The sequence below is a fragment of the Clostridium sp. AM22-11AC genome (assembly GCF_003473545.1).
Lineage (GTDB): Bacteria > Bacillota > Clostridia > Lachnospirales > Lachnospiraceae > Enterocloster.
Genome location: NZ_QUCM01000006.1, coordinates 124,197 through 147,524 on the forward strand (window position 1 = coordinate 124,197; position 23,328 = coordinate 147,524).

Annotated in this window: 22 protein-coding genes; 1 reads left to right on the forward strand and 21 read right to left on the reverse strand. The window is 42.9% G+C overall.

Translation table 11 applies throughout. The features are described from left to right. Positions 1-4: 4 nt before the first annotated feature. The 21 genes from DW251_RS08395 to DW251_RS08495 all read right to left on the reverse strand — a co-directional run bounded on the left by DW251_RS08395 (position 5) and on the right by DW251_RS08495 (position 21,072). Entirely contained in the window at positions 5-544 is a 540-nt protein-coding gene (locus DW251_RS08395) for a JAB domain-containing protein (protein WP_004611525.1), read from the reverse strand. 109 nt (positions 545-653) lie between these two features. Continuing rightward, positions 654-1,649: a DUF5688 family protein gene (locus DW251_RS08400; RefSeq protein WP_118300744.1), complete on the reverse strand. Its 996-nt coding sequence runs from the start codon at positions 1,647-1,649 to the stop codon at positions 654-656. Between the two features lie 73 nt (positions 1,650-1,722). After that, positions 1,723-7,101 carry a SpaA isopeptide-forming pilin-related protein gene (locus DW251_RS08405; RefSeq protein WP_182433596.1) on the reverse strand — a complete coding sequence of 1,793 codons (5,379 nt, stop codon included), beginning with the start codon at positions 7,099-7,101 and terminating at the stop codon, positions 1,723-1,725. Positions 7,102-7,192: 91 nt separating this feature from the next. Further along, the gene (locus tag DW251_RS08410; protein WP_226801079.1) at positions 7,193-7,981 is read right to left on the reverse strand and encodes a hypothetical protein; all 789 of its coding nucleotides are present in this window, start codon (positions 7,979-7,981) and stop codon (positions 7,193-7,195) included. Between the two features lie 237 nt (positions 7,982-8,218). Further along, complete coding sequence (locus DW251_RS08415; protein WP_182433597.1) at positions 8,219-8,392, reverse strand: hypothetical protein; 174 nt, start codon at positions 8,390-8,392, stop codon at positions 8,219-8,221. Between the two features lie 5 nt (positions 8,393-8,397). Continuing rightward, a complete protein-coding gene (locus DW251_RS08420) occupies positions 8,398-8,847 on the reverse strand; it encodes a hypothetical protein (RefSeq protein WP_004611520.1) in 450 nt (149 codons plus the stop codon). An 8-nt stretch (positions 8,848-8,855) separates the two neighbouring features. Further along, positions 8,856-9,776 carry a ParM/StbA family protein gene (locus DW251_RS08425; RefSeq protein WP_050755693.1) on the reverse strand — a complete coding sequence of 307 codons (921 nt, stop codon included), beginning with the start codon at positions 9,774-9,776 and terminating at the stop codon, positions 8,856-8,858. Positions 9,777-9,827: 51 nt separating this feature from the next. Then, the gene (locus tag DW251_RS08430; RefSeq protein WP_004611518.1) at positions 9,828-10,082 is read right to left on the reverse strand and encodes a hypothetical protein; all 255 of its coding nucleotides are present in this window, start codon (positions 10,080-10,082) and stop codon (positions 9,828-9,830) included. Next, a complete protein-coding gene (locus DW251_RS08435; protein ID WP_015567903.1) occupies positions 10,069-10,218 on the reverse strand; it encodes a hypothetical protein in 150 nt (49 codons plus the stop codon). Before DW251_RS08435 ends, DW251_RS08430 begins: the two co-directional genes overlap by 14 nt. 562 nt (positions 10,219-10,780) lie before the next feature. Further along, positions 10,781-11,050: a DUF6462 family protein gene (locus DW251_RS08440; RefSeq protein WP_173863481.1), complete on the reverse strand. Its 270-nt coding sequence runs from the start codon at positions 11,048-11,050 to the stop codon at positions 10,781-10,783. Further along, positions 11,043-11,516 (reverse strand): DUF6462 family protein, encoded by a 474-nt coding sequence (locus DW251_RS08445; RefSeq protein ID WP_117813370.1) that lies wholly within the window; start codon positions 11,514-11,516, stop codon positions 11,043-11,045. The genes DW251_RS08440 and DW251_RS08445 overlap by 8 nt, the downstream gene beginning before the upstream one ends. Before the next feature lie 9 nt (positions 11,517-11,525). After that, on the reverse strand, positions 11,526-11,753 hold the full coding sequence (locus DW251_RS08450; RefSeq protein WP_117813372.1) for a DUF6462 family protein: 228 nt from the start codon (positions 11,751-11,753) through the stop codon (positions 11,526-11,528). 242 nt (positions 11,754-11,995) lie between these two features. After that, the gene (gene lysS / locus DW251_RS08455) at positions 11,996-13,492 is read right to left on the reverse strand and encodes a lysine--tRNA ligase (protein WP_118300750.1); all 1,497 of its coding nucleotides are present in this window, start codon (positions 13,490-13,492) and stop codon (positions 11,996-11,998) included. A gap of 37 nt (positions 13,493-13,529) precedes the next feature. Further along, positions 13,530-14,012: a transcription elongation factor GreA gene (gene greA, locus DW251_RS08460; protein WP_021871387.1), complete on the reverse strand. Its 483-nt coding sequence runs from the start codon at positions 14,010-14,012 to the stop codon at positions 13,530-13,532. A gap of 278 nt (positions 14,013-14,290) precedes the next feature. After that, entirely contained in the window at positions 14,291-15,019 is a 729-nt protein-coding gene (locus DW251_RS08465; RefSeq protein WP_021871386.1) for a YebC/PmpR family DNA-binding transcriptional regulator, read from the reverse strand. Between the two features lie 117 nt (positions 15,020-15,136). Continuing rightward, positions 15,137-16,516 (reverse strand): MATE family efflux transporter, encoded by a 1,380-nt coding sequence (locus DW251_RS08470; protein ID WP_021871385.1) that lies wholly within the window; start codon positions 16,514-16,516, stop codon positions 15,137-15,139. 72 nt (positions 16,517-16,588) lie between these two features. Further along, a complete protein-coding gene (locus DW251_RS08475) occupies positions 16,589-16,936 on the reverse strand; it encodes a type II toxin-antitoxin system PemK/MazF family toxin (RefSeq protein ID WP_021871384.1) in 348 nt (115 codons plus the stop codon). Between the two features lie 155 nt (positions 16,937-17,091). Beyond that, a complete protein-coding gene (alr, locus tag DW251_RS08480) occupies positions 17,092-18,276 on the reverse strand; it encodes an alanine racemase (protein ID WP_118300799.1) in 1,185 nt (394 codons plus the stop codon). Between the two features lie 174 nt (positions 18,277-18,450). Next, on the reverse strand, positions 18,451-20,019 hold the full coding sequence (locus tag DW251_RS08485; protein ID WP_118300752.1) for an NAD(P)H-hydrate dehydratase: 1,569 nt from the start codon (positions 20,017-20,019) through the stop codon (positions 18,451-18,453). Continuing rightward, entirely contained in the window at positions 20,016-20,393 is a 378-nt protein-coding gene (acpS, locus tag DW251_RS08490; RefSeq protein WP_021871381.1) for a holo-ACP synthase, read from the reverse strand. The genes DW251_RS08485 and acpS overlap by 4 nt, the downstream gene beginning before the upstream one ends. 16 nt (positions 20,394-20,409) lie before the next feature. Beyond that, positions 20,410-21,072, reverse strand: coding sequence for a redox-sensing transcriptional repressor Rex (locus DW251_RS08495; protein ID WP_021871380.1), 663 nt, complete (start codon positions 21,070-21,072; stop codon positions 20,410-20,412). A gap of 225 nt (positions 21,073-21,297) precedes the next feature. On the opposite strand from DW251_RS08495, the gene abc-f reads away from it, so the two are divergent. Beyond that, positions 21,298-23,310: a ribosomal protection-like ABC-F family protein gene (abc-f, locus tag DW251_RS08500; protein WP_118300754.1), complete on the forward strand. Its 2,013-nt coding sequence runs from the start codon at positions 21,298-21,300 to the stop codon at positions 23,308-23,310. Positions 23,311-23,328: the final 18 nt, after the last annotated feature.

Below are 23,328 nucleotides of genomic sequence, written 5' to 3' on the forward strand. Positions count from 1 at the left end.
GCTTTCACCTTGCCTTTCCCTGCTCTGCTACAAGCGGTGACTTGATATCAAGTGTCCGGTAATCCGTGCTCAGGGTAATCTTAGGATTATCAATCATGCCTTTTTCCCTGAAACTGAAAAATTCACGATTGTCACCACCGACTATGATATGGTCAATGAGAGGTATTCCCATCAGCTCACACAGCTTGTTCATGCGATCCGTCATCATCGTGTCTGCCTTGCTTGGGAATACGTTCCCGGATGGATGACAATGGATTAACATCATGCTTGCGGCATTGCTTAAGATACTTGATTTAAACAGTTCTCTCGGATGTGCCATTGCCTCATTTAAAGAGCCAACACTTGCAAAATGCACATTGATAGGTTTTAAATCTGACCTTAGATTGACCACACACACTACTTCCCTGTCAAACTGGCACATACAGTCTCCCATGACAGCAGCTATATCCGCCGGATTGTTAAAGGTATGCTCCGAATAAATCGGAGCATCCTTTACAAGTCTTACCGAAACCACATCAAGCTTGAAGTCATTCTTCTTTGGCATCAGACACCGCCTCCTCTCCAAACTCGACACGGATAACAAAGTCACCTTTCTGGCTGTTTATGAGAGCAATGAGTTCTTCCATTGTAAGTTCCTGCTCCATAACTGCCTCCTATCTGGACTTTTCCTTCGCATCATATACAAGGGGAGATTCTGCAACGATACCATCAAGTCTCTTGTTCGGTGTATCAGTTGCAAGGGTGAGTTTTCTTAAATCCTTATCATAGTGATATACCTGATTGGAAAGTCTCTCGTCCAAAGATACCTCCTGCATATTTACCTCGACTACCATCTGTGCAAGCATCTCAGGGCTTCCCATATCTGAAGATACTGCAATAACCTCATGCACGCTCGAAGGGAGAATATAAAGGTCACTCTCTAAACTCTCTGCCAGCTCATGAAGCTCATTCTCATAAAGCATGGATGCTGCACCATTGATACCCTTTTCATTGGAAATCACCCACATCGTCTGCTCCGGTGGAATCTCGGCTATCATCATATCTGCAATCTCCTGAGGCATCCCATCCCTTGCGAACATTTCTCTCATAATGTCATTCATGCTACGAACGACAGGTGGGAAGAGTCTTCTTGTGTTTTCCGCTGCATACTTAAAGAGCTGTTCCTCGCTCATTCCAAGTCTTTTCGCAAATTCATTTGTAATTTTTGAACTCTGTACCGCATCCTTATCTGCACTGATTATTACCTTATACACAATAGAAAGATCCTGGAACTCTCTGTGCGGCACCTGTTCCAAAAATGTCTTATTCTGCTCTGTATTGATGAGCTGGAATACAATCTTCTCGTTAGCATCCTTCATAATACTGTCCACATCAACAACCGGAACCTGCTCATATGCCCTTTCCATAAAGTCACATGCAGCCATAAGTGTTTCCTCAAGATCACCACAGTCCTGATACTTCTTATACATGTCATTGATATAAATCGTAGGCGAAATATTCCTGCCTTCCTCTCTTAAGATGATGCCATCAAGAGTCACATTCACCTTTTCCACGGGTTCTGCCACAAGCTCCATTCCTTTGAACCTCTCAGGCATATAATCCATAAACTTTTCTTTTACTACTTCCTTAAAAATCTCGTAATTCATCATATTACGGTTCCTCCTTAATCTAAAAAAGCAGGGAACATAAGTCACTGGCTTACATTCCCCGCAAGGTTAATTGTTACTGTTTATTCTTTTTCTTTCTTCCACGAAGTCCGACTCCAACACCTGTAATAAGTGCAAGTGCACCAATTCCAAGATAAAGAAGCGGATTTGCATTGTCGCCTGTCTGTGGAAGCTTAGGCTCTGTCGGTACATTGACAAGCTTAAGAGTTGCTACAACAACATCCGGTGCATTATCATCATATCGAAGTGTTACATCGTGAGCTGTTCCATCAAGGATATATCCGTCAGCTGCTTTAGTCTCAAGAACTGTATAATGGATATCTTCTTTGAATGATCCATCCTCATTGTAAGTACAGATAGGAAGCTCCTTGCTCTCTGCATGACCATTCTTGTCAGTAGTGAGTGTATCAAGCACCTTTCCGTCCTTATCCCTTACTTCAAATACAACACCCTCAATCGGCTTTCCGGTTACTTTGTCAGTTTTCTCAATGACAATCTTACCGACTGCCTGCTCATCCTTCATGGATACCTTCTGGATTTCTGCTGTCTCCTTTACTTCAAAGGTTACATCACTTGCCACCTTATATCCATATGGTGCAGATTCCTCTCTAAGTGTGTACTTTCCAACAGGAAGTCTTTCGATCATATGAGTCTTTCCAGCCTCAGATGTCCAGCTTTCTACAAGCTTTCCATCAGCATCAATTACTGAAAGCTTTGCTCCAGGCAACTCTTTCTCTCCTGTGATATCAGTCTTTGAAATTTCTACCTTAATAGGTACATTTTCAAATGCTGCCTCAAACTCGATAACCTTTACCTTATCTCCCTGATATGAAGCATCCACATCAAAAATCTTATCAGACTTCACATAGCCCTTTGGGGCCTCAATCTCTTTGACATAATACTGTCCAAGCGGAAGGTCAGAGGTAAATGCAGCCTTTCCATCCTTGCCTGTTACTGTTCTCTCAATCTGTGTATCAGCTTTTACGATTACCTTGCCATCTTTGTTCACAATGTCTTCTTTCGCAAATAAACCGAATACTGCTCCCTCAAGTGCTTCCTTAGTCTCTGAATCAGTCTTGGTTACAGTAATCTGCACTTTCTGACGCTCATTTGTCACATCCATTCCTGCAAACACAACCTTTGTATTCTGGTCGATATAGGAAAGGTCTGCTTCAATCGGTGTATCATCTAATACAAATCCATCAATGGTCTTTGTCTCAACAAGATAATATCTGCCAAGTGGAAGGTCATCAATTCTTGCGATACCCTTATCATTTGTCACGATGGTTGCCACCTTGTCTCCTGTCTTATGATATACAGTGTCAAGTCCGTCAGCACTTACGATATCCTCTTTTGCATATACATCAAAAGTTACTCCTGCAAGGCTGTCCTTGAAGAAATTGAAGATAAAGTCGTACCAGTACCCCTTCATAAGAGTGGTATCTGTTACAAATTCGCCGTCCTTATTGATAACGATGGAACCTGTAGGAACTTCATCCTTCATCTCTACATGCTGCACTTTGCCTGTGTCCTCAACTGTAAACTGGATATCTGCTGCCTTGAGATATCCGTAAGGAGCAAATTCCTCACGAAGAGTGTAAATCTCTCCAACTACAAGTCTCTTGATTACATGTGCTTCCTTAGCATCAGATGTCCATGTGTCTACCACATTTCCATCCTTATCAAGTACAGTAAGTGTTGCACCTGTAAGCTCTGCACCGCTTGTGATATCTGTCTTTGTAAACTCAAAGGTTGTAGGAGTGTTCTTATACTCGCTGTTATATACAGCAGTCTTAACATCCTGTCCCTGATATTTTGTATCAAAGTTTACTGCTTCCTCATTTGTCACATATCCAGCAGGCTTTACAAGCTCCCTTGCAACATATTTTGCAAATGGATAATTCTTAACAAAAGCAATCTTTCCATTCTCATCAGATGTTGCCTTCTCAAGAAGTGTGCCTTTCTCGATAATAACTCTGCCATCAGCATTCTTGATATCCTCATCTGCATAAAGACCAAATACTGCACCTGCAATCGGTGTGTTATCTTCTGCATCAAGCTTAGTCACTGACATATCAAGCTTCTGTCTGTCATCTGAGAAAGTAAGGCTTTCCTTGATAACAGGTGTCTTATCATCCACATATGTGAATGTCACTTTCTGCTCATTCGGATTTAATACATATCCGTATGGAGCTTCCACTTCCACAACTCTGTACTGTCCAAGAGGAAGATTCTTTGCTGTTGCCTTTCCATCCTTGCCAGTTGTAAGAGTTGTCACAAGGTCTCCCTTGCTGTAATACTTAATGCGGTTTCCGTCTGCATCCTTCTGGTTGTCTGCTGTGTAAATATCTTCCGCAGCATAAACTTTGAATTTTGCTCCGGCAAGTGAGCCTTCCTTATAAACAAACTCTTTCTCATATGAGCTTGCAAGAAGTCCACCCTTGAATCCGTCAAGTACCTCTCCCTTCTTTTCTACAGTCAGCTCTCCGACTGCAGGGGCATCGGAATATTCCACGGTGATGATTGCATCATTTGTATCACCATCTGTCTCAAATGCTGTATCAGTATCAACCGAGATGTTGACATACTTATCATTTACAACATATCCAAATGGTGCAGACACTTCCTCAATGCGGTAGTTACCGATTTTAAGTGCCTCCGGTAAGATTAAATCTCCGTCCTCATCAGTAAAGAATGAAGTATGCTCTACCTTTGACGGATAAGTTGTGTACTGCTTTACATATTCGTTCTTATCAATATTGAAGATTTTAAACTCTGCATTTGGCACAAGTACTGTCTGCTTTGTATCGGAATCCTTCTTGATTACACGAAGCTTTGCAGTAAACTCCCTGTCAAGGAATACTCTCCATGTCTGAGGTTTGTCAGGATGGTTCTCGCTGATTTTTACCTCAAATGGCTTGATCGTCTTCATGTTATGCGGAGTCTTTGACTCAACTACCACATAAGTTCCATAAGGAATTGCAATGGAAACTGCATGCCCCTTGTCATCGGATGTGATTGTTGTTGCTCCGTTTTCCCCGATTACAACCGGAGATGCCTTGTCAAAGTCATAACTTCCATCTGCCTTTACAGGTAAAGATGATTTCAAATAAGCTGTAAACTCTGCACCTGCAAGCAGTCCTGCTTCAGTATCATCGCCATTGTCAGATACCTTGATAAGCTGGAATGGCTGCTTGATTACCTGCTCTGCTGAAGTTGTACTTCTTGATACCTCTGCTACAAGGTCTCCCTCATAATCACATACCACATCATGTTCCTCTTCGTCTAAGAGATACCCCTCTGATGGAGTGATTTCCTTTACATAATAATTTCCAAGGTAAAGGTTATTGACCTCTGCCTCTCCATTCTTATCTGTTGTAAGTGTTGCTACAAGGTCACCTGCTTTGAATACGACTCCTGTTGCTCCGTCCGGATGCACGATATCGTTTCTTACATAAAGACCATAAACTGCACCTTCAAGGCTTGCATCTCCCTGGGCAACTGCCTTGCCTGATTCCTTGTCTACCTTGTAGATATGAATCTTTGCTGTCGTTCTGTCATTCACAAATGTATGACTGAATGATGCCTTTGCCTGTGTTTCAGGTAATACATTGAAATTGAAGCTGTAAACATCTTTACTGTTTCTGATATACGCATATGGTGCCTGTGTCTCTGATACATAATATCCGTTAGAGATTGGCAAATCCGCGCTGTAGCTTGCCTTTCCGTCCTCACCTGTAGTTACTGTCTCAAGAGCTGTACCCTTTGTCACAATAACCTGTCCGGCATAGTTTTTGATGTCATTTCCGGCATAAAGTGTGTACTTGCCGCCATCAAGAGGGTTCTCTGTGTCAGAGTCCTTCTTTACGACAGATACATCCGCTTTCTGTCTTGTATTCTCAATCGTAGTTGATTCATACTGGACTGTCACAGTCTGGTCCTTATACTCAACTGCTACTGTCTGAGGTGTGGTATTGATTGTATATCCGTCAATGCTCTTAATCTCAGTAATCACATAAGTTCCAAGATGAAGGTCAGATAATACCACCTGTCCGTCAGTTCCTGTTGTTAGGCTTTCTGCTACAACATCGCCAGCACTATACACCTTTGTACCATCTGCCTTGTAGATATCTGCCCCGGCAGTTACCTTGAATGCTGCTCCGGAAAGCTTCTTTTTCTCATAGGTGAAATTGCTTCCATTCCATGAGCTAAGCACCTCACCCTCTTTGTAGATTGTGATTGCTCCAAGCTGCTCTTTATCTGTTGCAGAGATTCCCGTTGTCTGTCCTGCTTTTACAGTAAGTGTATGAACCTTACCGGAAAGGACATATCCCTTTGGTGCGGTAATTTCTTTTACATAATAAGTGCCTGCAACAAGTGCAGCTGACTTTGCATATCCGTTTCCATCTGTTGTCATGGTCTGTACTCTGTTTGTGCATCCGCTGTCAGAATAGATTCCATAGACTGCACCGGAAAGCTTCACTCCGCTTGACTCGTCTGTCTTTGTAAGCTCACCATATCCGATGTTCTCTGTCTTGACCTTGATATAGGCTTTGATAGGATCTGCTGTCGGTCTTTCAGAAATAAACTCCTGATATCCGCTCTTTCCTGTAAGCCAGAATACACAGCTTGATGTTGTCTCAACCTTGCCTGCATTGGATGTGAATGTTCCTGTTGTAGCTGTAGTATTCACACTCGTTGAAGATATGGTAATACTGTTGCCATTCTTATCAACAGAATATCCGCTGATGCCAAAATCAAAATCCGATAAAACACCATTGCTGTCATATAATGTTGTTTCAAATCTCTGACTTCCCTCATTCCACTTCAGCTCATAAGTTGGTGCCTCACTGGTTCTGCGTGATGCAAAACTTGGAAGTGTTGCATTGTAGGAGCTGCTGATATTGTCCCTGAGTCTCTCATAATAACTGTATGAAGAATCAGGACTTGGTGCTGTGTTGCAGAGCTTTCTCGCTGCCGAATCACCACTTCCAGTTCCAAAAATATCTGCTACAATTACCCATACCATTGCCTGAGTTGCGATATACTCATCACACTGGCTGTTGCTTGGTGCCGCCTTTTGTGTACTGTTAAACCCATAATAAAGGCAGTAACTTAAAAGCTTTCTCTGCTGTGCTGACATTGATGTGCTTGCATCATCGTAGCTGTTCATAAGCTGACCGCCATCTGCTCTTAATCCGAAATTCATACAATATGCCGAATTTCCGTCAAGAATTGAATACAGAATCTTGCCATGATTAAATCCGGGCTTTAGCTCACTTACTTCTCCGGAATTTTTGACTGATGCATTCCAGAACGCAATATTTGCCTGCGGACTGGCTGCAAATGCTGTTGTACCATTCGTAAAGAGTGTTCCAACCAGTGTGAGCATAGCCATAAATCCTGCCATAAAACGCTTTAGTTTCTGTTTCATGTGCTCTTTCCTCCTTAATTTACGCATAAAAAAAGAAAGACATAAGTTTATGGCTTACATCTTTCTTCCTTCTGCTTCTATTCGTTTTTATTTATCTGTGACATCGAAACTCGTAATAGTCTGTGCCGCCTGTCGTGTAAACTCCATCATAACTGATGTAGAATACCGGATCTGTTTCCAAAAGTAACATACTTGCAATATATTCTGCGATTGCATCCTCAGATGATAACCGCTGTCCATCAATGGTACTTGCTTTGTTAAGGTCTGTCTCTACAAACACACTATAATAAGAGCCTTCCATACCATCGTAAGGATAATACTCATTGTACTCTTCCTGCGTGATACTGCCATCATTCAAATGGTTCTGTAAATTCTGCTGTGTGGTAATCATTCCTCCTGCCTGACACTTTGCTGTTGCAAGTGACACAACATTCTGTGGACTGTATGCCACGGATGCAGGCTGTGGGTTGCTCACATTGTCTTTCGGACTGTCTGTAGTCTGACCACCATTACCTGCATTACTCTGATTTCCGCCAGCTTCCTCATTATCATTTACAGGAGCTTTCTGTTCCGGCTCGTCATTCTGCTTTGGCTTTTCTTCCTGCTTTGAAGCAGTTTCATTATCTGCGGATCGGTTATCTTCTTTATCAGTCTTCTCTTCTGAATCTTTAGCCTCGGCAATATCTTTCTCTGTCTCATCACTTCCAGCTTCGGTTGTGACCTCTGTGACAGCTTCCGTTGCCATTGCTACTTCTTCAGTTGGCTTTACGCTTTCCGTCTGTTTCTCTGTCTGATTATCAGCCTTTTCCTTACCACCATTACAGGCAGCCATTGAAAAGACCAGTACTGCGGATAATAAGATAATACTTATCTTCTTCATAGTAATCACCCATCCCTTCTCCGCAAGAGGGACGGGCTTTGTGTTCCGTGCCATCCACCCTTGCGGTGAACTATTTATCTGTAATGCACGGGACACATCGGACTGTCCCGTATTCTGTGCATCTTAAACTCCTTTCATTATACCAGCTCTCTTATTTTAAAGAAATACTGCATAAGTCGTCTGTCTTTCTTATAATTCAAGAATAAACCCTTTGCCTGCATATATGCTCACCTCCTCTCAAAATGTGCCCATTCTTACGAATGAAAGAAATACCCTTACCACCATAGCGAATAGAAGAAGAATTATTTTGGCAAGTCCTAAGACCAGCTTCAAAGCTCCAAGAATTATCCTTAATATCCACTTGAATATCTCTAAAATTACTGTTCCTACGGCTCCCATAACTCTTCTCATAATAATCAGTCTCCTTTCGACATCCATCCCATTGCAAGTCCTGCAACATCTGCATCGTCCATAACATCTTCTGTAGGTTCTTGTGCTTCACTATTGGCTGCCTGCATTATTACCGGCTGACCAACATTCATCCCGGATATCACTCCGCCTAACAGCCTTATGACCTCTTTCCTAGCCTCATTGGTTGCTGCTTCAATGACTTCTTCCTTAATGTCATCAATATCTTCTGACCGGATATATTCAGCCCTCTCTTTTTCCTTCTTCTTGATAACAAAAGTTTCTTTTCCATAATTATCAATGTAGAACTGAATCGCATCTATAATGAACTGGTTCTTAGATTTGAAAATCTTCGGATCAAGGTTCTGAATCACATCATTGATTTTCACATGCTGAGGATTGCTCATGTTGAGGCGGACAGAAGTTTTTACTTCATATTCAAGTCTTCTTCCCATCATCTGCCTCCTTATGATAATCGCTTAGTGCTTTTAAGCCCCATCGTGGCAAGCTGCTCATATCCTCTTGCATTTGCCTTTACATCAAGGTTATAGGAAATGTTCTTGGCATCATGGCTACCAAAATTCTTCATCACAACTGCCCCGCCACCGACAAATACAATCGGTGTAGTCTTTAAGTTATACCCAAACTCACGAATTGAGTTATATACCTTATCAACAAAATCCTCTATCTCTGCCTTGATAATGGCAAAGTATTCATCATCAATATCTGACCTGCCATATCGCATGATGTTCTGTATCTCTGACTCGTCTACCTCTCCGTTAAGTTGTCTTACACACTGTTCATTGATAGAACGCATACAGGTAATAAGACCTTTTGGTATCGTCACACACTTTGATTCATCCGGTGACTTGTTGATTACCGGCATAATGTCGATTGTCCAGCTACCGATATCTACTATCAGCGTTTTCTTTGCCATTGTAGGAATCTTGTCCACTACTGCTGCATAACACTGAGGGAATACTGCCACATCATCCATTTCAATATAATACGGCTCATTCTCATATTTGAAGCTTACACGCTTATTCTTTGTCAGGTACTTGATAAAATCATTCTTCTCTGCACCAAACCTTGTAAGTGGAAGTCCTACTGCAAGGAATACCTTTGCCTCTGCAAGACCTCTTCTTTTAAGTTCCTTAGCAACTGCTGCAAGAGTGAGAAGATAAAAGCTGTCATCTTCGACCTTTGTATCCTTTACTTCCTGCCTCACAGTTCCAACCTTATAGAACTTTCCTTCATACTCAAGTACATCGCCGAAAAGTGCCGGAGTTGTTGTAATCTCCTTAACTCCTGTGACAAATACCTGAGAAATTGTTTTCATCATTGACCAACCATGATCAATGCCGATTACTTCTAACTTGTTATTCATATGTTTTGCACATCCTTTCTCCTTAAACAGCCACTTGAACATCTTAACCACCTACTTTCCTATCAGCTTTCGCATACAAGGAAAACAATAACCATTCCCTTGATAATATGGACATCCGACACATTCCGTCGGAAGTTTCTGTTCTTTTTTCTTAGATGGTTTACAACATGTTCCATTGGCACATCTGTTGTTATGTCCCCAGAAGAATCTACAATGCATACAATCTTTTAATTCTCTTTCAAGCTTTTCTTCTGGAGATACAAACCTGCGTTTCTTATGCTTATCTCTTTTTTCAACTGTTCCCACCAGAGCTCTCCTCCCTTCCAAGGAGTGATTGCTCTCTTATATTTTCCAATATCCTGTCCGACTCACCTGCTGTCCTTGCTAATGAATACAATACGATAAGAACAATAATTATAAATGCTATGCTAAATCCCATCATCACTTTATCCTCCTTCAAATTAGTTGCCATATAGACAAAATTTGAATTTGGAAGTGATATAGTCTACATGGCTATGCTTAATGCTAAGCATGTAGGTACACGCCAGTCTTCTAGACTCCTATATCGCCCCGTGTACAAAGAGGTGTTCTCACCTCCGGGAGTTACAGACGAGCCACAAAATGTGTTTCACGACGCCCTTCTGAATTATCAGAAGCACTATCTCCTCTTTTAGCCTTTTGAGGATAAGGACAAACTTCTCGCCCTCTGTGGTTGATTATCCTTACGCAACATGCCGAATCCTTTTTCCAGATTTCCATCCAACTTCTCACCCTTCATCTTTCGATCCATCAGGCTACTAATATGATAGCTGTGACTTTCATCTTCCAGGTACATGCCCCGTAAATTTACTACCTACAGATACTCTGCAGTGCAAACTACTTTGCAAATCTGTAACTGATTATTAAATTGTTCATCCCAAGTTTTTCTTGGAATGTCCATATATTACATTAGTTTCTATAATGCCGAAAGTGACAATCACGGGTCTTTTTTATCAAAACAGGTACTATTGCGGTCTTTTTTCTTCACCTAACAATTTATTCCAAATATGCTTGGGCAATGGTCTTGTTGGTTCCTTAAATTTTTCCAAATACATCTCAAAGATATCAGTGTTAATCAACGCTGAATTTCCAACCTTATACACTGCCCCTGCTTCAGAAGCCAAAACCATAATCCTTGATTTACTTATGCCATAAATAATGGCACCCTCAGTAGCATTTACATATTTTTTCATAATGTCTTTTGTATCTGAATAGAACTTATATGAGTTACTCATTCAATTCACCTTCTTCCTGCCCATATAACGGCTCTTTCAAAGGTCTTGCAGGTTGTCTGAATTGCTCCATATAATTATCAAATATTTCCAAATTGATTAACACAGTCCCCCCTGTTCCCTCATTTATTTTATATGTTGCACCTGCTGCTCTAGCCAACTCGATAAATCTATGTCTGCCAATACTGTATATAATTGAAGCTTCTCCAATTCTCGCAAACTTTTTAATTATCTGTTTATTTGTTCCAGGCACTTTGTATATGTGTTTCATAAACTCATCAAACCTTTCCTTTTTTACTAAATGAATATGGGTAAGCTTGTATAAAGAACCTGCCGCCTTAGCAATATATTCAGTTTCTTCAACACTTAATCCATATTCATGAGCCACCTCTTCGACCCTTATGTATCTTTTTATTACCTCCCCACCATGAAGATAAGCCCTAACATCCGGCTGTAATTGTGTTACCATCCTTTTCACCTACTTATAAAATTCATCATCAACTATATGGAATGTCTCAATGTACTCATCAAATATTTTTAAATTCACAAGCACTAACTGACCTAACTTATAGATTGCTTTGGCATCCTTAGCCATTTGCATAAACTTTGATACGCCCATATGATACATTTCTGCTCCTTCGCTATATCTTACAAACTTTGTATTACCATTCTTCTTAAATTCCTGATATGCCTTTGTGTGTTCCATGCTATTCTCCTTTCGGTATTTCAATTGTTCCTATAACGCAAAAAAGGACATCTTCTAAATTTCTTTAGAAAATGTCCTCTAAGTAATACAATCTTTAATTTTTCAGACTAAGCAATCTGTACTAACCTGTACTAATCTTTTTTTGACTATGCCAAAAATTGGTCAAATCTTGGTCAAAACCCCTTGACCAACTATATATTTTAGTACATCCAAGTGCTGAAACCCTTGGTTTTACTGGGTTCTTACTTTTCTAACGACTTCATTGTTGGGAAGAGCAGGACATCTCTGATAGCTGCAGAGTTGGTAAGCAGCATGCACATTCTGTCGATACCGAAACCGATACCGCCTGTAGGAGGCATACCGATCTCCAGTGCGTTTAAGAAGTCTTCGTCTGTGTGGTTTGCTTCTTCATCACCGGCAGCAAACAGTTCTTCCTGTGCTTTGAAACGCTCTCTCTGATCGATCGGGTCGTTTAACTCGGAGTAAGCATTTGCCATTTCCCAGCCGTTCATGAAGAACTCGAAACGTTCTACATAGTCTGGATTTTCCGGTTTCTTCTTTGTTAATGGAGAGATCTCTACCGGATGATCCATAACAAAGGTTGGCTGTAACAGATGTTCTTCTACGAATTCCTCGAAGAACAGGTTCAAGATATCGCCCTTTTTGTGGCGCTCTTCAAATGCAATATTCTTTTCTTTTGCAACGGCTCTTGCTTCTTCCAGAGTGTGGATCTCATTGAAATCTACACCGGAATACTTCTTAACAGCATCTACCATGGTAATGCGCTCAAATGGCTTTCCAAGATCCATTTCAATGCCATTGTAAACGATCTTGGTAGTTCCAAGAACTTCCTGTGCAACGAAACGGTACAGATTTTCTGTTAAGTCCATCATGCCGTGGTAATCAGTATATGCCTGGTATAACTCCATCAGGGTGAATTCCGGGTTATGTCTTGTATCAAGACCTTCGTTACGGAATACACGGCCGATCTCGTATACTCTCTCCAGACCGCCTACGATCAGACGCTTCAGATAAAGCTCAAGGGAAATACGCAGCTTCAGATCTTCGTTCAGAGCATTGAAATGGGTCTCAAATGGTCTTGCAGCAGCGCCGCCTGCATTTGCAACCAGCATAGGAGTCTCTACTTCCATGAAGCCTTCGCCACCTAAGTATTTACGGATCGCAGCTAAGATCTTGGAACGTTTTACGAAAGTATCCTTTACTTCTGCATTCATGATCAGGTCTACGTAACGCTGACGGTAACGCATATCTGTATCAGTCAGACCATGGAACTTCTCCGGAAGAACCTGAAGGCTCTTGGAAAGAAGGGTCACTTCGTCTGCGTGAACGGAGATCTCACCGGTCTTTGTGGTGAATGCTTTTCCCTTTACGCCTACGATATCACCGATATCCATTTTCTTAAAATCTTTGTATGCATCTTCACCGATGCTGTCTCTTGCCACATAAACCTGGATATTTCCCTTCAGGTCCTGAATGTTGCAGAAAGAAGCCTTACCCATAACACGCTTAAACATTAAACGTCCGGCAATGCTTGCTTCTTTTCCTTCCCACTCTTCATAATGTTCCTTAATATCCATGCTGTGGGCAGTTACATCATATTTTGTGATCTGGAAAGGGTCCTTTCCAGCTGCCTGAAGTTCTGCCAGCTTGTCACGGCGTGCCTTCAGTACATGGTTTAAATCCTGCTCTGTCTGATTTGACTTCTGCTGCTCTCCCACGTTTTTTTGCTCCTTTGTGATAAAGTTTTAAATTTAACTATGATACTCTCTGGATCTCCAGTACCTTGTACTGAATAATTCCAGCCTGTGTTTCTACGTCTACAACATCTCCTACAGACTTGCCGATGAGAGCGCGTCCTACAGGAGCTTCATTGGAGATCTTGTTCTGAAGGCTGTTTGCCTCAGTGGAACCTACGATATAGAATTCCATCTCCTCGTCATATTCTACGTCCAACAGTTTTACCTTGCAGCCGATGTTGATCTTGTTTACGTCGATTTCTTCTTCTACAACAACTTCAGCGTTCTTTAACAGTTTTTCCAGCTCTTCAATACGAAGCTCGATGTCTCTCTGCTCATCTTTTGCTGCATCGTACTCAGCGTTCTCGGAAAGGTCTCCCTGCTCTCTTGCCTCTTTGATCTTCTGAGCTACTTCTTTTCTTCTGACTACCTTCAGGTTCTGCAGCTCATCCTCGTACTGCTTCAGTCCGGCATATGTCAAAATGTGTTTCTTGTCTGCCATTTTTCCTGCTTCCTTCCTTTTGCTATTTGCTTACAACATGCATTCAGGGGCATCTTTTAATCTGCCCATTGCAATCTATGCGTTATCTGCACCTTTCATGTCCCTGTTTTTGTTTCACGAAAAATGTCTTCAGTATCTCTTAAAATACCCCACACATTCAGTGTATTATATAGGAAAAACCAGTCATTGTCAAGTGCAGCCACAGGCGCAAAAAACCCTTTCCCACCGCAAAAAGCCTGCGGCAGGAAAGAGTTTTATATGTGCTAAAACGTTTTTAATCACTCATCCCAGTTATGATATACAGCCTGAACGTCATCATCCTCATCTAACAGATCCAGGATACGGTTTAATTTCTTAATATCATCTTCATTGGAAAGCTCTACCCATGTCTGTGGGATCATGGTAACATCTGCTTCCATCATCGGGATCTTTAATGCTTCTAATGCTTCACGTACTGCACTGAAATCATCTGGTGCAGTGATTACTTCGTAGCTGTCTTCTTCCTCGGAGAAGTCCTCAGCGCCCGCATCTAATGCAGCCATCATCAGTTCGTCAGCATCCATCTCGCACTCTTCTTTGTCGATGATGATCTGACCCTTCTTATCGAACATATAGGAAACACTTCCTGGAGTTCCTACGTTGCCGCCGCCCTTTGTAAATGCGCTTCTGACATTTGCTGCAGTACGGTTCTTGTTGTCTGTCAGAGTATCTACGATAATAGCAACACCACTTGGGCCGTAGCCTTCGTATGTAAGTGTTTCGTAGTTTACGGAAGCTGCATCGCCTGCTGCCTTCTTGATTCCACGGTCAATGGTATCGTTTGGCATGTTGTTTGCTTTTGCCTTTGCAATAACATCACGAAGCTTGCTGTTGTTTGCCGGATCTGGTCCGCCCTCTTTTACAGCTACTGCTAACTCTCTGCCGATCACAGTAAAGATCTTACCTTTAGCAGCATCGTTACGCTCCTTTTTGTGTTTGATATTAGCAAATTTTGAATGTCCTGACATTGGTATAACACCCTTTCTTTATTTCTTGTTTCTTTCGTTTACGAAATTTTACAATATCATCTCTGATATTACATCTTTTCTATACTAACACGATTTTTTTTATCTGACAAGATAAAATCAGACCTGGATCGCCAGATTTTTAAGCCATTTTTTCTGACGGTAGCGTATATAGCCCAGGATCAGCTTATAAACTTCTTCTGACATAACAAGGGCATAGACCCCGTAAATAGGCAGATGCCATACTAATGCGCCTAAAAACGCCAGCGGAACTCCAATGCACCATACACCGCTGGTATCCAGGAACAGGCACATCCTGGTATCACCACCGCTTCGCAGTACACCTACGATATTTACATAGTTAAACATCTTTGCAGGCATATAAGCAACAAATACCAGCAGACACCGGCTTACATCCATGGCTACTTCCGGTGTAATGCTGTAAATACCGATGATCTTCCACCTTCCAAGTATCAGACACACCCCTGCTGTTATAGTAACAATAAACTGCAGGATAAAAAACTGGGTAGCATATTTTTCTGCACGTTTTAACTTACCAGCACCAAGTTCATTTCCCAGGATAACTGCTGTGGCTGCGCTTAAGCCCTGGAATAATACCACCGCAATGTCCTGAATGGTGGTTGCAATAGTAATAGCTGCCACTGCGTCATCGCTCATACGTCCATACGCCAGGGAATACATGGTAGTGCCCAGTCCCCACATAAATTCATTTGCAATGACCGGGGCGGATGTTTCCAAAAACTGAGTGATAAACGCCTTATGCCAGCCAAACATTCCCTTCGGTCCGCAGGCAAGAGGCAGTTTCTTCCCATATACATAGAAAAGTACCAGAGTCACCTCAATGCATCTGGCAGTAAGTGTAGCGCAGGCAGCACCGGCTACGCCCATGGTCGGTGCGCCAAACTTTCCAAAAATAAGCACATAGTTTAAGCAGATATTAACAACAATGGCAATACAGCTGCAGATCACCGGAAATACTACTTTATTGGTAGCGCGAAGCATTGCCACATATACATTGGTAAGCGCAATAAACGGATAGCTTAAAGCTGCGATCCGAAGATACTTTGCCCCCAGTTCAATGCTTCCCTCACTGGTGGTAAAGATCCTCATGACCATTCTGGGAGCCGTAAGGGCCGGGACCACAAAAAACATGGCTCCCACCATAGCAAGCATCACACAAAGTCCTAAAACCTTCCTGATATTTTTCACATCACCGCTGCCCCAGAACTGGGCTGCTAAAATACCACCGCCGCTGACAATTCCAAAAACCAGCAGTGAAAACACGAAAAACACCTTATTTGCAAGTCCAACGGCTGCGATCGCTGTTGATCCCAGTCCTCCGATCATAAGGGTATCTACCATATTTACAATGGTATTTAACATTCCCTGTAGTGCCACCGGGCATGCGATCATAAGTGCCTTTTTTAAGAAGCGCCCGTCATGAAGCATTTCCCAGGTACTTTTTAATATTCCTCCCATTTTTATCTCCATTATCTGTTGTTGTCTTTACATAAGAACAGCCTGGAAAAGCAGGACTGTACCACTCACAGCCTATGTATGCAGTTCCAGACTTATCATTAATGCCTCATTTACCTTCTGTAACAGTTCTCCGTCAATGTGACAGATCTTCTCCTTTAACCTCTGCTTGTCAATGGTCCTGACCTGCTCTAAAAGGATCACGGAATCCCGTATCATGTCACAGCTTCCCCTGTTTAATTCTACATGGGTAGGCAGCTTCGCCTTGTTCATCCTTGATGTGATCGCTGCGCAGATCACTGTCGGACTGTGCCGGTTTCCCACATCATTCTGGATGATAAGGACCGGCCGCACACCGCCCTGTTCAGACCCTACAACAGGTCTTAGATCTGCGTAATAAATATCTCCGCGTCTGATGATCACAGCCTTCACTCTCCGTCATATTCTTACCCTTAGTATTGACACATTTTTAAAATGTATACACTACTGTTATCATATGAGGAGAAATGCTTTCCGGAGCCTGTTTACCCGTATATCACGAATTTAATATTAAAAAACTTATTGTAACCTACTGAAAATTACTCAAATCCCTTAAATACATCATCAAAATAATCTTTGGTACCCACTACTTTTCCGTCTTTTAAGTAAACTCTCGGTATACGTTTTCCGATATCGCAGATCATTTCATAATGGAAACCGCCGGACTTTTCTGCCAGTTCTTCCATCGTAATGCATTCAGCCCCGTCACTGCCTAAAAGGGTAACTTCATCATCTTCCTGTACATCCGGGATATCTGTTACATCTACCATAAACTGATCCATGCAGATACGGCCTAAAATAGCTGCTCTCTTGCCGTGGATCAGCACATCTCCTTTTCCGGAAAGGGAACGGACATAACCATCTCCATAACCTACAGGAATGGTTGCTACTTTCATGGTATGGTCTGCCACAAAGGTGCCGCCATAGCTGACTGCTGTACCGGCTTCAATCTCCTTGATGTAGGTAATGCAGCTTTTGATCTCCATAGCTGGTGTCAGTTTTACGCTGTTATGATCTACCTCATCAGAAGGATACATGCCATAAATGGCAATACCGGCTCTTACCATATCCATATGATTGGACTCTAATGACTCAACGATACCGGCACTGTTGGAGCAGTGGCGGATCGGGATCTTTACCCCCAGTTCCTTAAGGTAGCCTAAAAATTCTTTATAACGGCGGTACTGCTCTTCATAAGCGGATTTATCTGTCTCATCTGCTCTTGCAAAATGGGTAAACAGACCTTCTACTTCAATGCCCTCTAAGGCTGCAATGGCTGCTGCCTCTTTTGCATGTTCTCTGTCTGCTTTCATACCGATCCGGCTCATACCTGTGTCCAGTGCCAGATGCACCACTGCCTTTTTGCCCTGTTTTAATGCCAGGTCTGACAGTTTTTTTGCTTTTTCATACTGGAACATGGCAGTGCGGATATCGTAGCGCAGCAGATCCTCATAGCGTGACTCATGGGTCACACCCAGAATAAGGATGGTCTTATTGATCCCATGTCTGCGAAGGATGATGCCCTCATCAATAGTAGCTACTGCATATCCAAACACATAAGGTTCAATGGTTTTTGCCACAGGAACGCTTCCATGTCCATAGCCATCTGCTTTCACCGATCCCATGATCAGGGTAGATGCAGGCAGATTGTCCCGCATGGATCTCATATTAGAAGCAACAGCATCCAGGTTTACTGTTGCATATACTCTGCTGTAAGGTCTCATATATGTTTTATTTCCTCCCGGCGTATTCATGCCTTCCTAAACGATCTCTTTCTGAAAACGCACTAAAGTGCGCTAAGCTTTAATTATACACCATACGCCGCATTTTTCAAGAAGGTTTCCCAGTCATTCAATCAGTTTTTGCCAACATATTTATTCTGCTGCAACTGGTACGGTTTACCCATTGCGTCTCACTGCCTCGTCCATAACATCCCCTACTGCCTGGGATAATTCTGTGGCCAGCAGACTGTGGCTTCCTGCCCCGGCTGCTTTCTCTCCTGCCAGACCGTGAACATACACACCCATGCGGGCTGCTTCTTCCTCTTCCATGCCAATTGCTAAAAGTCCCGCGATCGTACCGGTAAGCACATCCCCGGAACCGGCTTTTGCCATGGCACTGCAGCCGCTGGTATTAATATAAAGGCCGCCTTCCTGGCCTGCAACTACCGTAGCTGCATCCTTTAATACGCAGGTAACTCCATACCGGGATGCATAAGCACTGGCTGCTCCCACCAGATCTTCTTTTAGCTGGCTGATGGTCTGTCCTGTAAGTCTTGCCATTTCACCAAGATGTGGGGTAATGATAATATTTTCTGTATAATAAGAAGTAAGATAAGGATGGGATGCAATGGTATTTAACCCATCTGCATCCAGGATCACCGGAACATAGGCACTGGTAAGTATATCCTCTACCAGATATTCTACATAAGGCTCACTTCCAAGTCCCGGTCCTAAAACCACTACACTTGCCCATTTCATCTGTTCCTCGATCATTTCTTTAAATTCTTCTCTTCCCTGAAGAAGCTGATCCGGAGTATAGGATGCAATGATCGCCTCCGGAAGGAGTCCCTGAAGGATGGGACGGTTTTCTTCTACTGTGAGGATCTTTACCAGTCCGGCTCCTGCTCTGTAGGCAGTAAGGGCACTTAAATAGGCAGCACCACACATACCTGCACTTCCCGCTGCGATCAGCACTTTTCCAAAAGTTCCTTTGTTGGAGTCTGCTTTTCTTTCAGGAATGTGGCAAAGATCTTTCTTTTCATAGGCAAAAGCCCGTTCCGGTCTGCCGCCTTCTTCCGCTTCCCCTTCTAATGCCATTTCAGGAAAGCCGATATCTTTTACCAGCACTTTTCCTGCATAACTTCTTCCCGGGTAAAGGGCAGTTCCCATTTTTTCCCAGCCAAAAGTCACAGTCACATCTGCTTTTAAAGCAGTTCCCATAACAGCGCCTGTATCTGCGTGGATACCGGAAGGAATGTCTACTGCCACACAGAAAGTATGCTCCTGTTCTCTTATCTGGTTCAGGTCATCTAAACATCTTTTATAATTTCCTTCTACCGGACGGCCAAGACCTACTCCGAATACTGCATCAATGATAACGCAACAGTGTTTTCCTTTCTTTTCTGTCTCGATCTCCTGCCATGGTTTTACAGAAATTCCCAGTTTTCGGGCAATGGAAAGCTGTGTTTTTAATTCCACTGTTCCTCTGTTTTCATCCCCTGCCATATAAATGCATACGGGATAGCCTTTTAAATGGAGCATTCTGGCCGCTGCAATACCGTCTGCTCCGTTATTGCCACTGCCGCACACAGCCCAGACGATCTCATCTTTTTTTGCTGCCTTTTCTGCCTCTGCAGCCACTGCCATAGCCGCCCGTTCCATTAATACCATAGACGGAATACCGATCTCCTGAATGGTTTTGGCATCCGTTGCTTTCATTTTTCTTCCTAATAAAAGAGTCCTCATTTTTTCTGCTCTCCTCTTCCTTCTCCTACTGCAAAAGCCATTGCCAGTCCATTTGTATTGGAAATAGAAACATGGATCTGCTCCATTCCCATTTTTTCAAACTGTTCTAAAGCTCCACCATAAAGACGTACATAGGGTTTTCCCAGTTCATCCCGCAAAACCTCAATATCTCCCGGCATAAAGGTGCGAAAACCTGTGCCAAACACCTTGGCTACCGCCTCTTTTACAGCAAAAGAGCCGGCAAGCTTAGAGGCAGACCCTCCTGCTTGCCGGCTTTCCGCCTCTGTAAATGTGCGTGACACAAAATGTTCTTTTTCGCAGGCCTTCCTCATACGGTCAATTTCCACCAGATCCGTTCCTACTCCCAGTATCATCACGTTTACTCTCTTTTTATTCTTTTTTTGTATCCTCTGCATCAGACTTTTCCTGCATGTTGCACACACGGTAAGACAGACGCATCAGACTCTCTGATAAGTGTACATTTTCTACTACTACATCATCCGGCACTACCAGATCTGTGTGGGCAAAGTTCCAGATTGCCTTGATGCCGGCTTTGATCAATCGGTCAGCAATCTCCGGAGCCTTTGTCTTTGGAATGGTAAGTGCTGCGATCTGGATATTATTTTCCCTGATAAAGGTTTCCAGATCATCCACAGAACGGATCTCAATGCCGCGGATCACCAGTCCGATCAGCTTTGGATTGATATCAAACATTCCTCTGATAACAAATCCTCTCCGCTCAAAATTCGTATAATTGGCAATGGCCTGTCCCAGATTACCTGCACCAATGATGATCACATTGTGCTGACGGTCAATTCCAAGGATCTTTGCGATCTCTGAATAAAGATATTTTACGTTATATCCGTAGCCCTGCTGGCCAAAGCCACCAAAATTGTTAAGGTCCTGACGGATCTGAGACGCCGTTACCTTCATTCTGCTGCTCAGTTCATTAGAAGAAATACGCTCTACTCCTTCCTCGATCAGCTCGCCAAGGTAGCGATAATATCTGGGCAGTCTTGAAATTACTGCTTTTGATATCTCTTTGCGTTCCATTTTAACCCTCTCCTTCTTGTTCATGATTCACCCCCTTGCATTATCGGGGTATGATAACTCTAGTATCCATTATAATCAGACGTTAAATAAATGTCAAATCTGTTTTTCAGTATGTTCTTGAAAAAATTATTTTCCTATATTATACTGTTTGGTGCGAACCGGCTCATTTTGTCGGGAAAATACTTAATTTTACTACATTTTTACTACGTTTTTAAGGAGTTTATCATGATATTATCCTGCAGCAATATCTGCAAGTCATTTGGGGAAAATGACATTTTAAAGCAGGTTTCCTTCCATATAGAAGACCACGAAAAGGCGGCCATTGTAGGCATTAATGGTGCCGGCAAGTCCACTCTTTTAAAAGTGCTTATCGGAAAACTGAACGCTGATGATGGCGTTGTTACCTGGGCGAAAGGTGCTTCCATCGGTTATCTGGCACAGCACCAGGACTTAGAGGGAGCCGAGACTATTTACGATGCACTTTTAGAGGTGAAAAAGCCGGTGATCCAGATGGAGGCCCGCATTCGCAGCCTGGAACTGGAAATGAAATCCGCTTCCGGTGATGAATTAGAGACCAAGCTTTCTGAATACAGCCGTTTAAACCATGAATTTGAAATGGCAGACGGCTATTCCTATCAGAGCGAGATCACCGGCGTTTTAAAGGGACTTGGATTTACAGAGGATGAGTTTTCCAAACCCATCACTGCTCTTTCCGGCGGCCAGAAGACCCGTGTTTCCTTAGGCAAACTGCTCCTTACCAAACCGGACATCCTGCTCCTTGACGAGCCGACCAACCACCTGGATATGGAGTCCATCGCATGGTTAGAAACTTATCTGAGAAACTACAGCGGTGCTGTGATCATCGTTGCCCATGACCGGTATTTCCTGGACCGTGTGGTAACAAAGATCATTGAGCTGGACATGGGGCATTGTACTGTATTTTCAGGCAATTATTCTGCCTACAGCGATAAAAAGGCCATGCTACGCGATGCTGCCATCCGTGCCTATTTAAACCAGCAGCAGGAGATCCGCCATCAGGAGGCTGTTATCGCCAAGTTAAAATCTTTCAACCGTGAAAAATCCATTAAACGTGCAGAAAGCCGTGAAAAAATGCTGGATAAGATCGAGCGGTTAGAAAAGCCTACCCAGGCAAATGATTCTATGGATATCCGCTTAGAGCCGGATGTGGTCAGCGGAAATGATGTTCTGACCGTTACAGATTTAAGCAAATCCTTTGACACACAGACCTTATTTACCAATGTGGACTTTGAGATCAAGCGGGGGGAACGTGTTGCTATCATTGGAAATAATGGTACCGGAAAGACCACTCTTTTAAAGATCATCAATGGCATTATCCCTGCTGATTCCGGTCAGATCCGTTTAGGTTCCAAGGTGCATATCGGCTACTATGATCAGGAGCATCAGGTACTGCATATGGATAAAACCCTGTTCCAGGAGATCCAGGATACCTATCCAAACATGAACAACACCCAGATCCGCAATACACTGGCTGCTTTCCTGTTTACAGGAGATGACGTATTTAAGCTGATCCGTGACTTAAGCGGCGGTGAAAGAGGCCGTGTTTCCCTTGCGAAATTAATGCTCTCTGATGCCAATTTCCTGCTTCTTGACGAGCCTACCAACCATCTGGATATTACTTCCAAGGAGATCCTGGAAAGCGCATTAAACCGCTATACAGGAACGGTATTGTACGTATCCCATGACCGTTATTTCATCAACCGTACTGCTACCCGTATCCTGGATCTGACGGATGGTTCATTTATCAACTATATCGGCAATTATGACTACTATCTGGAAAAGAAAGAGGATGTAGAAGCTGCATTTGCCGCTAGGCAGATGGCTGAAGCTGGAAATAACCGTACAGCCGGTGCAAATGGCACACAGGCACAGAGTGTCAGCGCTGTTTCAGGCGTATCTTCCGCTTCTTCCCAGGCACCTATGACCGCCTCCGCTGCAGGCTCTTTAGCTGACGGAAAAATGGACTGGAAAGCCCAGAAAGAGGAGCAGGCCCGTCTTCGCAAACGCCAGAATGAACTGAAAAAGGTGGAGGACAAGATCCACGAACTGGAAACAAGAGACGGGGAGATCGATGAGCTCCTCTCCCAGGAAGATGTATATACTGATGTTTCCCGCCTTATGGAACTGAACAAAGAGAAAGAGTCCATCCAGAAAGAACTGGAAGTTCTCTATGAGAAATGGGAAGAACTGGCAGAATAAAAAGGAGTTATAAAAATC

Excerpts from the sequence above, each read along its gene's own strand:
- DW251_RS08395 (WP_004611525.1), bottom strand. The coding sequence starts at position 544 with ATGCCAAAGAAGAATGACTTCAAGCTTGATGTGGTTTCGGTAAGACTT.
- DW251_RS08400 (WP_118300744.1), bottom strand. The coding sequence starts at position 1,649 with ATGATGAATTACGAGATTTTTAAGGAAGTAGTAAAAGAAAAGTTTATG.
- DW251_RS08405 (WP_182433596.1), bottom strand. The coding sequence starts at position 7,101 with ATGAAACAGAAACTAAAGCGTTTTATGGCAGGATTTATGGCTATGCTC.
- DW251_RS08410 (WP_226801079.1), bottom strand. The coding sequence starts at position 7,981 with ATGAAGAAGATAAGTATTATCTTATTATCCGCAGTACTGGTCTTTTCA.
- DW251_RS08415 (WP_182433597.1), bottom strand. The coding sequence starts at position 8,392 with ATGAGAAGAGTTATGGGAGCCGTAGGAACAGTAATTTTAGAGATATTC.
- DW251_RS08420 (WP_004611520.1), bottom strand. The coding sequence starts at position 8,847 with ATGATGGGAAGAAGACTTGAATATGAAGTAAAAACTTCTGTCCGCCTC.
- DW251_RS08425 (WP_050755693.1), bottom strand. The coding sequence starts at position 9,776 with ATGAATAACAAGTTAGAAGTAATCGGCATTGATCATGGTTGGTCAATG.
- DW251_RS08435 (WP_015567903.1), bottom strand. The coding sequence starts at position 10,218 with ATGATGGGATTTAGCATAGCATTTATAATTATTGTTCTTATCGTATTG.
- DW251_RS08440 (WP_173863481.1), bottom strand. The coding sequence starts at position 11,050 with ATGAGTAACTCATATAAGTTCTATTCAGATACAAAAGACATTATGAAA.
- DW251_RS08445 (WP_117813370.1), bottom strand. The coding sequence starts at position 11,516 with ATGGTAACACAATTACAGCCGGATGTTAGGGCTTATCTTCATGGTGGG.
- DW251_RS08450 (WP_117813372.1), bottom strand. The coding sequence starts at position 11,753 with ATGGAACACACAAAGGCATATCAGGAATTTAAGAAGAATGGTAATACA.
- greA (WP_021871387.1), bottom strand. The coding sequence starts at position 14,012 with ATGGCAGACAAGAAACACATTTTGACATATGCCGGACTGAAGCAGTAC.
- DW251_RS08465 (WP_021871386.1), bottom strand. The coding sequence starts at position 15,019 with ATGTCAGGACATTCAAAATTTGCTAATATCAAACACAAAAAGGAGCGT.
- DW251_RS08470 (WP_021871385.1), bottom strand. The coding sequence starts at position 16,516 with ATGGGAGGAATATTAAAAAGTACCTGGGAAATGCTTCATGACGGGCGC.
- alr (WP_118300799.1), bottom strand. The coding sequence starts at position 18,276 with ATGAGACCTTACAGCAGAGTATATGCAACAGTAAACCTGGATGCTGTT.
- DW251_RS08485 (WP_118300752.1), bottom strand. The coding sequence starts at position 20,019 with ATGAGGACTCTTTTATTAGGAAGAAAAATGAAAGCAACGGATGCCAAA.
- acpS (WP_021871381.1), bottom strand. The coding sequence starts at position 20,393 with ATGATACTGGGAGTAGGAACGGATCTGGTGGAAATTGACCGTATGAGG.
- DW251_RS08495 (WP_021871380.1), bottom strand. The coding sequence starts at position 21,072 with ATGGAACGCAAAGAGATATCAAAAGCAGTAATTTCAAGACTGCCCAGA.
- abc-f (WP_118300754.1), top strand. The coding sequence starts at position 21,298 with ATGATATTATCCTGCAGCAATATCTGCAAGTCATTTGGGGAAAATGAC.